Consider the following 11,416-nt stretch of genomic DNA (forward strand, 5'->3'; position numbering starts at 1 on the left):
TCAGGGTACGTGTCTTCGGCTGACCGCATCACACTCTAGGGCCAACCTCGTTGACGGGGTCCGAGATCGCCCGGCAACCTTGATGAAGTGCCCCTCAGACCGCGTGCCCTTCGCTCCAGCCGTCCCATTCCGGAAGTTCCCGCCGACACCCCGATTCCCGAGCAGGCCTGGCACCGCGTTCCCGCCGACGAACTGGTCACGCTCGTTTCCGTTGTCCTGATGGCACAAGGCTTTCCCGAAGACCGCGCGCGTCCGGCCGCGGAAGCGCTGTGCCACGGCGATCTCACCGGTGCGCCCGAAACCGGGGTCGGGGAATTGACGCGGGTGCACCTGCCCGCGATAGAAAACGGATTCGTCAGTCCCGCCGCGCAACCATTGCTGATCGCGGACCGAGGAGCCGCCGCGCTGATCGATTACCGGCGGGCGTCCGGGTTGTGGGCGGTCGGCGACGCGATGGACCGCGCGGTGCAGCGGGCCGGGCGGTTCGGCGTCGGGTTGCTGTCCCTGCGCGGGGTGGGGCCGTTCGGCCGGGTCGGCCATCACGCGGCGCGGGCGTTGCCGCACGGGATGATCGGGGTGGTGATGGCTGCCGGTGGGTACGCCGATCAGCCGGTGCATCCGCTGGGAATGGCGGCGCCGGCGGGGGCGTATCCGGAGTTCGTGCTCGATGTCGATCTCGCTGATACCGCGCGGAATCCGCAGTTCGCTGGGTTCGCGTTGATGGTGGATGTGCTGGCCGGGGTGCTGTCCGGGGTTGCTGATCATGAGCATGACACCGGGTTGCTGGTGTTGGCGATCGCGCCTACGACGTTGCGCAGTGCGGATGGGTTTTATCGGGCGGCTAGTGCGGTGTTCGGGAGCATGCTCGGGTGGGAGGGGGTGCGCCGGTTCGGTATCCCGGGTGGCGGGAGGCGCAGTATCTCGAGCAGTGCCGGGCGTTGGGGGTGCCGTTGCAGGCGGCGGTGCGGAGGCAGTTGGATTCTCTGGCGTTGAAGTTGGGGAGGAAGCCGTTGACCACTGTGGGGTGAGGGGCTCGTCGCCTGGCGGCGACATTGCCTCGGCTGCTTGCGTGGGGCACCCCGAAGCCCGATTGTGCTGACGGGCGGTGGGTGCTTGTCAAGGCGGGAAAGATGCCTTGACAAGCACCCACCGCCCGCAGGGAGGCTTCGTATCGGGGTGCGGGGGTGGGGCTGGGTGCCTCGATCTTTGGGTGCATCGGTGGCCGTTCGCGGCGGGTGGGGCTAGCGCCCCAATGTGGCATTGGGTGCGTCAGATGCAACCAACGCCACATTGGGGGCATCGGCGGGTGGGGGTGGGTCCGTGAAGGGCCCCTTGAGGGAATGCCGGGGGGCGTGGCGAGATGCGCGGTGGTGTTGAAGGTCGTGAGGGGAACCCTGGGGGAATCAGTGTCTGTGAAGGTGGCCCTCACGGGCCTTGCGCTGGCGAGGTGAGCCCAGTGGGAGGGTCAGTTTTCCAGGGAGACGCGGGCTTCCTCAGCACCGACCGCGACTACGTCGCCGTTTGCGAGTTGGCGGCCTCGGCGGGTTTCGATCTCGCCGTTGACCGTGACTTCTTCCGCGTCGATCAGGTCTTTCGCGTGTGAGCCGTTGTCTGCGAGGTCGGCCAGTTTCAGGAACTGGCCCAGCCGGATTGGTTCGCCGGTGATCGGGACGTCGCGCGTGCTCATGGGGCGCATCATGTCACGGGGTTGTCGTCGCTCGGTTGTACAGCTCGGTGATCTGGTCGTCGAAATAGGTCGAGTACGACACGTCGTCGGTGTAGCCGCCTGCTTCGTAGCCGCCGATTACGCCTACTACTGTGCCCGTCTTCGTGTCTGGCGCGGGGTCGGCTACTAGTGGGCTGCCGCTCGTGCCGGTTGCGAAGCCGGGGCAGTCGAGTCTTAGCTGGTGTTCGTCCTGTTGTTGGGTGTGGGTTTCGCAGGTGGCGACCTCGTCCACGCCGTCTGGGTAGCCGGCCACCGTTACCGGGCGCGCGAAGGGGCCGTTCGTGCCTAGTTGGTTGGCGCCGGTCACTGCTTCGAGGGGTTCGGGGGAGCCCTCTTGGTGGGCAGTTGCGAAGCCGACATCTAGGTTGGGATCGGACGAATCTATCCAGCCTTGAGCGACTACCTCGTCGCCGACTTGCCAGTACCCGTAGGGAGCGACGCCGTCGTGAAAGCCTGGGGCGAACGTGACGTTGGTCAGGTAGCCGCCGCCTTCGCCATCGTGGATGCAGTGTGCGGCGGTGAGCAACTCGTCCCCGCGGGGGCTGTGTACGACGCTTGCGGTGCAGTAGTGCGAGCCGTCTACGAACAACGCGCCGATGGACGCTTGGATCGGCTTCGCCGGGGTCGACGCCGCGACCTTCGGTTCCGCTGCGTGCTCAGCGCACGCCACGATGGTGCCGCTCGCACTCACTAGTGCGAACAGCCCGATCACCGTGCGCCGCATGCCACCTCCTGGTCTGGTCCTCGTCACTAGTATCAGAGAAAGCGGTGAGACCAGGGTGGGGAGACGATGAAGGACTTCTCGAACAAAGTCGCAGTGATCACCGGAGCGGGCTCGGGCATCGGCCGGGCGCTGGCGCTCGAACTCGCGTTGCACGGGGCGCGCCTCGAACTGTCCGATGTCGACGCTGAAGGTCTCGACGGGACCGTGCGCGAAGCGCGTGAGCGTGGGGCCGAGGTGCGGGGTCATTCGCTGGACGTGGCCGATCGCGCTGCCGTGCTCGCGCACGCCGAGGACGTCGTGCAGGAGCACGGCCGGGTCAACCTTGTCGTCAACAACGCCGGGGTGGCGCTGGGCGCGACCGTCGAGGACATGACGTTCGAGGACTTCGACTGGCTGCTCGCCATCAACCTCGGCGGCGTCGTGAACGGCACGAAGGCATTCCTGCCGCATCTCATCGAGTCTGGCGACGGCTACGTCGTGAATATCTCCAGCGTGTTCGGATTCGTCGGAGTGCCTACGCAGAGTGCATACAACGCGGCGAAGTTCGCCGTTCGCGGATTCACTGAGTCACTGCGCGAAGAAATGCTCGCGGCGCGGCATCCGGTCGGCGTCAGCTGTGTGCACCCGGGCGGGATCAAGACCAACATCGCCCGCAACGCCCGTGGCGGAGCGGGTGGCGACCAGGCCAAGGCGGCGGCCGGATTCGACAAAATCGCCCGCACCACACCGAAGAAAGCGGCCGAGACGATCCTGCGCGGGGTGCGCAGGCGGTCCGCTCGGATCCTCATTGGACCGGACGCCTACGTGATCGACGCGATCCCGCGCGTGCTCGGGTCGGCTTACCAGCGTCCGCTCGCGATTTTGGCGCGCCAGGGGCTCAAACGCGTCGAGCGGAACGGATAGCGCGCGGCGACTGTCCGCATTCTTGATCACTCGATGGAGTTGCATTTTCGCCGATCCGGTCGAAAATGCCGCAGAATGCTGCCAGTCCACTCGTGTGTCCGCACCCCGGAGGTAGCCCTCGATGCTGCGCCTTGCCGAGCGCCGTGTGCCCGCGCCCGCTGACCGCGCCTCCGGGGAACTGGTCGATCGCACCGGCATCATCGCCGCGAGCCTGCCGCGCGGGCCGCGGCTTCAGGACGACGCGGTGGTGCCGGAGACGAGCTGCGAATCGACCCAGCAGATCCCGGTGATCGCCGGATGCGCGCCCGCCGAGGAACGCCCGCGTGCGGTCGCGTCCCGGCGGCGAGCCCGGGTGTGGGTCGGCGCTGGGTTGGCAGTGATCCTGGTCGGACTCGGCTGGCTCGCCGGCGGCTACTTCACGGGGGCGCTGCCCGGCCCGTCCTCGGACGACGCCTTCGCGCAGGCCGAACAGCGCACCCCGATCGCGGAGCAGCAGGTCCCGGTCCCGTCGACGATCACGCCGCCGTCAACGCAGACCGCGCCGCCGGTCACGGTGTACGTCCCGGTGCCTTCGCGGGAAACCCCGGTGCGGCGGCACGCGCCGATCCACCCGACAACACCGCGCGCGACGGCCGCTCCGGACACGCCGGAACAGGCCGACCCGCGGGCGGACCTCGACACGCCGACACCGAGCAAGCCTCCGGCGCGGGTGGGGGTCGACCAGTTCCTCAACTGGAAGCCGTGGTTCGACATGGCGCAGCGGATGGCTGGCGGGCACTGAGAGACCGGGCTGACCGCAGACGGGTTGGCCGCTGGCCAGTGTTTGGGGATCAGGCGGATTCGCTCCGGCGGTTCTGGCCGCGGTCAGTGGATCGGCCGATGGGCCTTGACCGCTGCTGTCGGGGTCAGCCGATCCAGCCGTACTCGTGTTCTGGGCGTCCGGTCGCGCCGTAGCGGAGCCGCATTTCCACCGCGCCTGACTCGGCCAGTGCGGTCAGGTAACGCTGCGCCGTCGCGCGGGCCATGCCTAGTTCGCGGGCTACTTCGGCGGCCGACAACGGCGTCGGCGAGCTGCGGAGTCGTTCGGACACCAGTCGTGCCGTCGCGCTTGATTGGCCCTTGGGCGTCGCTGCGCGATCCTGGTCGTGGAGGGCTCGGAAGGCTCGGTCCACGTCGTCCTGGGATAGCGGGCGTTCGGTGGTGACCAGGCTGCGGTACCGGGCGTACGAGGTGAGCCGTTCCGACAACTGCCTGGTCGTGAACGGTTTGATCAGGTAGTTCAGCGCGCCCGCGCGGATCGCGGCGGAGATCGATGTGGCGTCGGTGGCGGCGGACAGGACGATGGTGTCCGTCTTCAGGTCCGGCAGGACGGTGAGGCCGGGCTCGTCGGGCAGGTAGACGTCCAGCAGCACCAGGTCCGGGGCCAGTTCCCGCACGCGGGCGCGGGCTTCCGCGGCGGTGTGCGCGACTCCGGCGACGGTGAATCCCGGTACCTCCGACACGAATCCCGCGTGCACGCCGGCGACGCGGAAGTCGTCGTCCACGATCAGGGTGCGGATCATGCGTCGGTCTCCTCGGGTCGGTCCAGCAGGCCGGGAAGTTTGGCGACGAACAACGCGCCGGTCGTCGTGCCGCCGGGGTCGGCGAGCCAGACGTCGCCGTCGCGGGCTCGGGCGGCTTGGCGGGCCAAGGCTAGTCCTAGCCCGTGGCCGGGACTGAGCTTTGTGGACACTCCTTCGTCGAAAAGCCGGTCCTGCAAGGCAGGATCGACGCCCGGTCCGCTGTCTACAACGGACACATGCAGGGTCGAGTTGTCGGCGAGCAGGCCGATCTCTACCCAAGCTGGGCGGCGCGGGCCCATGCGGGCGGCGTGCAGGGCGTTGTCGACGAGGTTGCCGATTACGGTGCCCGCGGCGATCGGGTCGGTTACCGCGGCGGGGACCCAGGAGTCGTCGGCCAGCCGGAGGTCCATGCCTTTTTCTTGCGCCTGCTCGGTTTTCGCGACCAGCAGGGCCTGCAGGTACGGGTCGGTGATCCGGTCGTCGAGCGGTTCGGCGCGCGAGGCGGTGGATTCGGTGAGGGTTTGCAGGTATTCCTCGGCTTCGGTGTGGTGGCCCAGCTGCAGCAGACCGGACAGGGTGTGCAGACGGTTCGCGAACTCGTGCCGTTGTGCGCGCAGGCCGTCGGACAGGGAGCGGATGCCGTCGAGTTCGCGGGTGAGGGTGTCGAGGTCGGTGCGGTCGCGGAAGGTGAGCACGGTACCTAGTGCGCGTTCATCCCGTTGCACGGCGCGGGAATTGATCACCAGGACTCGGTTTCCGGCTACGGCCAGGAGGTTGTCGACGGGCCGTCCTTCGGCGACGGCTTTGTGCACGCGCGGGGACAGGTCCAGGTCTTGCAGCGGTGCGCCGACGGGGAGCGGGGTGCCGAGGAGGCGTTCGGCTTCGTCGTTGCGGACGGTTACCCGGCGTTCGGCGTCGACGGCCAGCACGCCTTCGCCGATGCCGTGCAGGACGGCTTCGCGCTCGTAGAGCAGTTCGGTCAGTTCGTGGGGTTCGAGGCCGTGGGTTACGCGGCGCAAACGGCGGTTGAGCAGGGCGGACGCGCCCGCGCCGAGCAGGAGTGCCCCGCCGCCGAAGACCAGGGTCAGCGAAAGGAGGTTGTTGAAGTCGCCGGTCAGCTCGGTGATGTCGAAACCGACGCTCACCTCCCCGACGACTCGCGAGCCTTGCCAGATCGGGGTCTTGCTGCGCACCGACACCCCCAGCGTGCCCAGCTGAACAGCGCTGACCACGTCCTTGCCCGCGAGCGCTTCCTCCGCGGACGTGCTGACTCGCTTGCCGATCTCGCGCGGAGTGGGATGCGCGAGCCGGATCGCGTGGTCGTCGGTGATGACCACGAACAACACGTCGGTCGCCTTGGTCACTGCTTGCACGCGTTCTTCGAGCGGTCCACCCCGCTGCCGAGCGGCCGCCCCCGAGACCACTACTGGGTCGGATGCCACCGATTTCGCGATCGCCAAGGCGCGTTCGCCGTACTGCTCGGACAGCGTCGTGCGCAGGAGCGAGCTGACCAGCGCGACGCCGAGGCCCACGACGAGGACCACCACGCCGATCTGCAGCAGCAGGACCTGACGGGTGAACCGCATCCGCGGAAAGAGCGCCCACTTCGGCATGCCAGGGAACATACCCCCAGCTCAGGGCTGTGCGCTAAACGAGCAAAACGTGGAGAACGCGCAGAGCGCACGCAGAACGTCGACAAGCTTCTCCACCGCGAAACCCGCTCTTAACCTGCCTCGAGCGAGTCCCCACCGTGACGAAGGAGTCACCTCGATGGCCCCACTCATCGAACTGATCGGCGCCACCAAAAGGTTCCCGAGCGGATCAGGTTCTGTCCACACCGCTGTCCGCGAGCTGACCATGACCGTCGAACCGGGGGAGTTCGTCGCCGTGGTCGGGCCGACCGGCTGCGGCAAATCCACCACGTTGTCCCTGGTTTCCGGGTTGCAGCCGCCGTCGGCGGGCCGGGTGGTCGTGCACGGCGCCGACGTGAAGTCCATTCCGGACGGTGTCGGCTACATGTTCCAGACCGATGCGGTGATGCCGTGGCGTTCGGTGCTCGACAACGTCGCGTCCGGGCCGCGGTTCCGTGGCGAGTCCAAAGAGGACGCCCGGAAGAAGGCGGCGGACTGGATCGGCCGGGTCGGTCTGGCCGGGTTCGAGAAGTATTACCCGCACCAGCTTTCCGGCGGCATGCGCAAGCGGGTCGCGCTGGCGCAGACGCTGGTCACCGAGCCGAAAATCCTGCTGATGGACGAGCCGTTCTCCGCGCTCGACGTCCAGACGCGCGCGCTGATGCAGGACGAACTGCTGCGGCTGTGGTCGGGCAGCGGTGCCGCGGTGATCTTCGTGACGCACGACCTCGACGAGGCGATCGCGTTGGCGGACAAGGTGGTTGTGCTGACCACGAGCCCGGCGACGGTCAAGGACGTCTTCGAGATTCCGCTGGAGCGGCCGCGCAAGGTGGAAGAGCTGAGGCTTACCGAGGAATTCCGCAAGCTCTACTCCGACATCTGGGAATCGCTGCGCGGCGAGGTCGACAAGGCCCGCCAGAAGGGAGCGACCGGTGTCGCTTGAGACTCAGACCGCGCCGCCGCCGGTCTTCGAAACCGAACAAGACATTCTTTCCCGGGCGAAGCGCTCCGCTGGACGGCACAAGCGCAACGTCTGGCTGCTGCGGCTGGCGATTCTCGTGGCCTGGCTTGGTCTTTGGGAGATCGCGGGACGGTTCTGGATCGACCCGTTCTTTTACTCGATGCCGTCGAAGATCTGGCAGCGGCTCACCGAATGGTTCACCACCGGGACCGACTTCGGGACCATTTGGTACCAGATCCTGGTGACTGTCGAGGAGGCCGTGATCGGCTTCGTGCTCGGCGCGGTCGCTGGTGTGATCTGTGGGGTCATCCTCGGCCGCAGCGCGTATCTCGCCGAGGTGCTGGCTCCGTTTATCAAGGCGGCCAACGCAATGCCGCGGATCGTGCTCGCCGCGCTGTTCGTGATCTGGTTCGGTCTCGGGCTGTCCTCGAAGGTCGCGACGGTGTTCGTGCTGGTGTTTTTCGCGGTGTTCTTCAACGCGTTCACCGGTGCTCGCGAAGTGGATCGCAACCTGATCGACAACGCCCGCATTCTCGGTGCGACGCGGTGGCAGGTCTTGCAGTCGATCGTGTTGCCGAGCGCGACGTCGTGGATTCTTTCGTCGCTGCACGTGGCTTTCGGGTTCGCGTTGATTGGCGCGGTCGTCGGCGAGTACACCGGGGCCAAGGCGGGTATGGGGTTCTTGATCGCTAACGCGCAGGGCACCTTTGACACTGCTGGGGTTTACGCCGGGATGCTCGTCATCATGGTCGTGGCGTTGTTCGCGGAATGGCTGATCGGTTCGGCGGAGCGCAAACTGCTGCGCTGGCGTCCGCAGATGTCGGCCGACGACGGACGACGGGACATCTGACATGCGGCTAAAGAGGACACTCGCGGTCGCGGCGGCCGCGCTGGTGACCGTGGCCGGGGTGAGTGCCTGCCGGGATTCCCGGGAGATCGACCTCGGCAACGGCGGGCGGCCGCACATCAAGATCATGGTCGGCGGACTGTCCAAAGTGATCTATCTGCCGGGTCAGCTCGCGAAGCAGCTTGGCGAGTACCAGAAGCAGGGGCTGGACGTCGAACTGTTCGACCAGCCGTCCGGGGCCAACGCGGAAACCTCGTTGCTGGCCGGGGAAGTGCAGGGTGTGGTCGGGTTCTACGACCACACGATCGACCTGCAGGCCAAGGACCAATGCATCACCAGTGTGGTGCAGTTCGCGAATGTGCCGGGCGAGGCAGAAATGGTCGCCACGCCGAAATCCGGGCACATTAAGTCCGGTGCGGATTTCCGGGGCAAGAACCTCGGGGTCACGTCGCTGGGGTCGTCGACCGACTTCCTCACCAAGGCGCTCGCGAGCCGCGGCGGGGTCGGCAGCAAGGACTACACGCCGGTGAAGGTCGGGGCCGGGCAGACGTTTATCTCTGCCATGCAACAGGGTTCGATCGACGCGGGTATGACGACCGACCCGACCATCGCGCAGCTGACCAACACCGGGCAGGCCAAGGTGCTGTACGACATGCGCACCCCGGAAGGCACTCGCGCCGCGCTGGGCGGGTTGTATCCGGCGAGTTCGCTGTACATGAGCTGCGAAATCGTGAAACGCTATCCGGACGTCGTGCAGAAGCTCGCCAATGCGTACGTGAATTCGCTGCAGTGGCTTTCCACGCACACCGCGGAACAGGTGGCTGACCTGATGCCACCGTCGTTCGCGGGCGGGGACAAGGCGTTGTACGTCAAGTCGCTCAAGGACAGTCTGCCGATGTTCACCAAGGACGGCCGGATGGACCCGTCCGGCGCGCAGAACGTGCTGAAGGTGCTGGGTGCCTCGTCCAGCAACGTAAAGCCCAAAAAGGACAAAATCGATCTGTCCAAGACCTACACCACCCAGTTCGTGGACGCCGCGCACGCCCGTACGGCGCGGTAGTCCACTTCGGAAGGAGTCCGTGCCGGCCCGCTGCCTCCCCTAGCGGGCGGGCACGGACTTCCGTGTACACAAAGGAGAATCGGGACATTTGGTGAAGAGTTCCCGAGATGTGAATACCCTTCGAAAGTAGCTACCTATTCTGGGCGGGCGAATTCAACACTGGTACGCGCAGGCACTCCCGTGACCAGATTGGATGCCCATGAGTTCACGATCCTTCCCGCGTCCCCTCGGATTGCTGGCGGTCGGCGCGTTCGCGGCCGCGACCCTCGTCGCGGGCGCGGGCGCCGGGCCCGTCTCGTTCGGCTCGCACTTCCACGGGAACCACTACTCCGGCGGAAACTGGGGCGGCTACGTCAGTTTCGGCAGTTTCACCACCGCGACCGCGGGCTGGACCGAACCCGCGGCGACCTGCAAGTCCAGCAACGACCTCTTCGCGCCGTGGGTGGGCATCGACGGCGACGGATCGTCCTCTGTGGAGCAAACCGGCGTCGCGACCGATTGCTCCAGCGGAAGCCCGCAATATCAGGCTTGGTACGAAATGTACCCGGCCGCCCCGGTTTACTACTCCTCGAGCGAGGCACCGGTGAAGGCGGGCGACCACATCACCGCGACCGTCACGCGTAGCAACAACAGCTACAAGCTCGACCTGAAGAACGACACCCAGGGCTGGACCAAAACGACCACGCAGTCGCTGAACGCGAAGCACTCGTCGGCCGAGGCGATCATCGAATCGCCGACCGATTCGTATCCGTCGATCAGCGGCGGCGTGAAGTTCGACGGGGTCAAGTTCGACGGCAAGAACCTCGCCGACACGAGCCCGCAGGGCCTCAACGCGGACGACGGCGGCAGCGCGACGTGGGTCCCGGGTGCGATCGGCTCGGACGGGCAGAGCTTCGCCATGAACCGGCAGTAGATCGTGAGGGGAACCTGCGGTCAGGGTTCCCCTCACGGACGCTCGAAGCGGTAGGCGCGTTCGACCCGGGAGACGTGGACGTCGAACTCCGTGTACCACTCGGCGCGGCCCTGGTTGCGGGTTTCGGTGTGCTCCAGGTTGGCGCGCCAGGCGGCGATGGACTCCTCGTCCTGCCAGTAGGACACGGTGATGCCGAGCCCGGACTCGTCGCGGACGGAGTTCATGGCGAGGTAGCCGGGCTGCTGGGCGGCGAGTTCGGCCATGTAGGCGGCGCGCTCGGCGTAGCCGCGGTCGCCTTCGGTGCGCCGGGACGTGAAGATCACCGCGTAGTAGGGCGGGTCGGGAAGCTCCATGGCCGGAGATATACCTGCCGGACGCGGACGAGGCCAGCGGGTTTTCAGCCTTGCAGGCCGTTGACCGCCCAGGCGAACACCATCAGCGCGAGCAGCAGCGAGATTCCGGCCTGGATCATCATGGTCATCTTCGCCCAGATCCGCAGCGGCATGACGTCGGTCGGGCTGAACGCGGTGGCGTTGGTGAACGAGGTGTACAGGTAGTCCAGGTACCGCGGTTCCCACTCCTCCTTGGCCATCGACGGGTCGCTCATCTGCGGGAACTGCAGGTCGGGGAAGTCCGCCCGGCCCGCGGCGCGCCGCGCCGGGCCGCCGCGGTCGAACTCCCAGTACCAAAGCGAGAAGACGACGATGTTGGTCCAGTAGATGACCACGCCGCTGATCAGCACCTGGACGGCGTGCCCGCGTTGCGCGCCCTGTGCGATTCCGATCACCAGTTGCACCGCGGACGCGCCGTTGAGCACGCTGACGACGGCGAGCGCGGTCAGCGCGACCATCCGCTCGACGATGTTGAACTCGCTGAGCCGGCCGGGGTTCAGCAGGAGCAGCGCGACGATCAGCACGGCGGTCAGCGAGGGCAGCAGCCACCACGGGTGCAGCACCATCTCGTCGGGCAGCGCGAGCTGCAGGGCGAGGGTCCCGATGACGACGGCCGCCGCGGGCCACCGCGTCTCGCCTTTGGTCGCCCGCCGCCAGGCAGGCACTCGTTCGTCAGCCACCTGGATACGGTAGGACG

The 11,416-nt window shown here is 67.0% G+C and carries 12 protein-coding genes and 1 pseudogene; 7 read left to right on the plus strand and 6 right to left on the minus strand.

Going from position 1 to position 11,416, the window contains the following annotated elements:
- Positions 1-87 precede the first annotated feature (87 nt).
- Positions 88-1,028 (plus strand): annotated as a pseudogene (locus tag RPX00_RS14715) (Ldh family oxidoreductase).
- A 437-nt stretch (positions 1,029-1,465) separates the two neighbouring features.
- On the opposite strand, the gene RPX00_RS14720 reads toward RPX00_RS14715, so the two are convergent.
- Together RPX00_RS14720 and RPX00_RS14725 are read right to left on the minus strand one after the other, a co-directional pair.
- Complete coding sequence (locus RPX00_RS14720; RefSeq protein WP_378301758.1) at positions 1,466-1,687, minus strand: RNA-binding S4 domain-containing protein; 222 nt, start codon at positions 1,685-1,687, stop codon at positions 1,466-1,468.
- Between the two features lie 13 nt (positions 1,688-1,700).
- Positions 1,701-2,450, minus strand: coding sequence for a trypsin-like serine peptidase (locus RPX00_RS14725; RefSeq protein WP_406640092.1), 750 nt, complete (start codon positions 2,448-2,450; stop codon positions 1,701-1,703).
- A gap of 66 nt (positions 2,451-2,516) precedes the next feature.
- On the opposite strand from RPX00_RS14725, the gene RPX00_RS14730 reads away from it, so the two are divergent.
- Together RPX00_RS14730 and RPX00_RS14735 are read left to right on the plus strand one after the other, a co-directional pair.
- Positions 2,517-3,353: an SDR family NAD(P)-dependent oxidoreductase gene (locus RPX00_RS14730; protein WP_406640093.1), complete on the plus strand. Its 837-nt coding sequence runs from the start codon at positions 2,517-2,519 to the stop codon at positions 3,351-3,353.
- 121 nt (positions 3,354-3,474) lie between these two features.
- A complete protein-coding gene (locus tag RPX00_RS14735) occupies positions 3,475-4,134 on the plus strand; it encodes a hypothetical protein (protein WP_406640094.1) in 660 nt (219 codons plus the stop codon).
- A 124-nt stretch (positions 4,135-4,258) separates the two neighbouring features.
- Here RPX00_RS14735 and RPX00_RS14740 read toward each other — a convergent pair whose 3' ends face one another.
- Both RPX00_RS14740 and RPX00_RS14745 read right to left on the minus strand, forming a co-directional pair.
- The gene (locus tag RPX00_RS14740) at positions 4,259-4,915 is read right to left on the minus strand and encodes a response regulator (protein ID WP_406640095.1); all 657 of its coding nucleotides are present in this window, start codon (positions 4,913-4,915) and stop codon (positions 4,259-4,261) included.
- Complete coding sequence (locus tag RPX00_RS14745; RefSeq protein ID WP_406642914.1) at positions 4,912-6,501, minus strand: ATP-binding protein; 1,590 nt, start codon at positions 6,499-6,501, stop codon at positions 4,912-4,914. Before RPX00_RS14745 ends, RPX00_RS14740 begins: the two co-directional genes overlap by 4 nt.
- 184 nt (positions 6,502-6,685) lie before the next feature.
- Between RPX00_RS14745 and RPX00_RS14750 the strand changes: the two genes are divergently transcribed.
- The 4 genes from RPX00_RS14750 (at position 6,686) to RPX00_RS14765 (ending at position 10,327) form a co-directional block, all read left to right on the plus strand.
- A complete protein-coding gene (locus tag RPX00_RS14750) occupies positions 6,686-7,489 on the plus strand; it encodes an ABC transporter ATP-binding protein (RefSeq protein WP_406640096.1) in 804 nt (267 codons plus the stop codon).
- Positions 7,479-8,357 (plus strand): ABC transporter permease, encoded by an 879-nt coding sequence (locus RPX00_RS14755; RefSeq protein WP_406640097.1) that lies wholly within the window; start codon positions 7,479-7,481, stop codon positions 8,355-8,357. Before RPX00_RS14750 ends, RPX00_RS14755 begins: the two co-directional genes overlap by 11 nt.
- A 1-nt stretch (position 8,358) precedes the next feature.
- Positions 8,359-9,414 carry an ABC transporter substrate-binding protein gene (locus RPX00_RS14760; RefSeq protein ID WP_406640098.1) on the plus strand — a complete coding sequence of 352 codons (1,056 nt, stop codon included), beginning with the start codon at positions 8,359-8,361 and terminating at the stop codon, positions 9,412-9,414.
- A 199-nt stretch (positions 9,415-9,613) separates the two neighbouring features.
- Complete coding sequence (locus RPX00_RS14765; RefSeq protein ID WP_406640099.1) at positions 9,614-10,327, plus strand: G1 family glutamic endopeptidase; 714 nt, start codon at positions 9,614-9,616, stop codon at positions 10,325-10,327.
- 32 nt (positions 10,328-10,359) lie between these two features.
- On the opposite strand, the gene RPX00_RS14770 is transcribed toward RPX00_RS14765, so the two are convergent.
- Together RPX00_RS14770 and RPX00_RS14775 are read right to left on the minus strand one after the other, a co-directional pair.
- A complete protein-coding gene (locus RPX00_RS14770; RefSeq protein WP_406640100.1) occupies positions 10,360-10,680 on the minus strand; it encodes an antibiotic biosynthesis monooxygenase family protein in 321 nt (106 codons plus the stop codon).
- 44 nt (positions 10,681-10,724) lie between these two features.
- Positions 10,725-11,399 (minus strand): hypothetical protein, encoded by a 675-nt coding sequence (locus RPX00_RS14775; protein ID WP_406640101.1) that lies wholly within the window; start codon positions 11,397-11,399, stop codon positions 10,725-10,727.
- Positions 11,400-11,416: the final 17 nt, after the last annotated feature.

The sequence above is a fragment of the Amycolatopsis sp. WGS_07 genome, from assembly GCF_045278895.1.
GTDB lineage: Bacteria > Actinomycetota > Actinomycetes > Mycobacteriales > Pseudonocardiaceae > Amycolatopsis.

Excerpts from the sequence above, each read along its gene's own strand:
- RPX00_RS14720 (WP_378301758.1), bottom strand. The coding sequence starts at position 1,687 with ATGAGCACGCGCGACGTCCCGATCACCGGCGAACCAATCCGGCTGGGC.
- RPX00_RS14725 (WP_406640092.1), bottom strand. The coding sequence starts at position 2,450 with ATGCGGCGCACGGTGATCGGGCTGTTCGCACTAGTGAGTGCGAGCGGC.
- RPX00_RS14730 (WP_406640093.1), top strand. The coding sequence starts at position 2,517 with ATGAAGGACTTCTCGAACAAAGTCGCAGTGATCACCGGAGCGGGCTCG.
- RPX00_RS14735 (WP_406640094.1), top strand. The coding sequence starts at position 3,475 with ATGCTGCGCCTTGCCGAGCGCCGTGTGCCCGCGCCCGCTGACCGCGCC.
- RPX00_RS14740 (WP_406640095.1), bottom strand. The coding sequence starts at position 4,915 with ATGATCCGCACCCTGATCGTGGACGACGACTTCCGCGTCGCCGGCGTG.
- RPX00_RS14745 (WP_406642914.1), bottom strand. The coding sequence starts at position 6,501 with ATGCGGTTCACCCGTCAGGTCCTGCTGCTGCAGATCGGCGTGGTGGTC.
- RPX00_RS14750 (WP_406640096.1), top strand. The coding sequence starts at position 6,686 with ATGGCCCCACTCATCGAACTGATCGGCGCCACCAAAAGGTTCCCGAGC.
- RPX00_RS14760 (WP_406640098.1), top strand. The coding sequence starts at position 8,359 with ATGCGGCTAAAGAGGACACTCGCGGTCGCGGCGGCCGCGCTGGTGACC.
- RPX00_RS14765 (WP_406640099.1), top strand. The coding sequence starts at position 9,614 with ATGAGTTCACGATCCTTCCCGCGTCCCCTCGGATTGCTGGCGGTCGGC.
- RPX00_RS14770 (WP_406640100.1), bottom strand. The coding sequence starts at position 10,680 with ATGGAGCTTCCCGACCCGCCCTACTACGCGGTGATCTTCACGTCCCGG.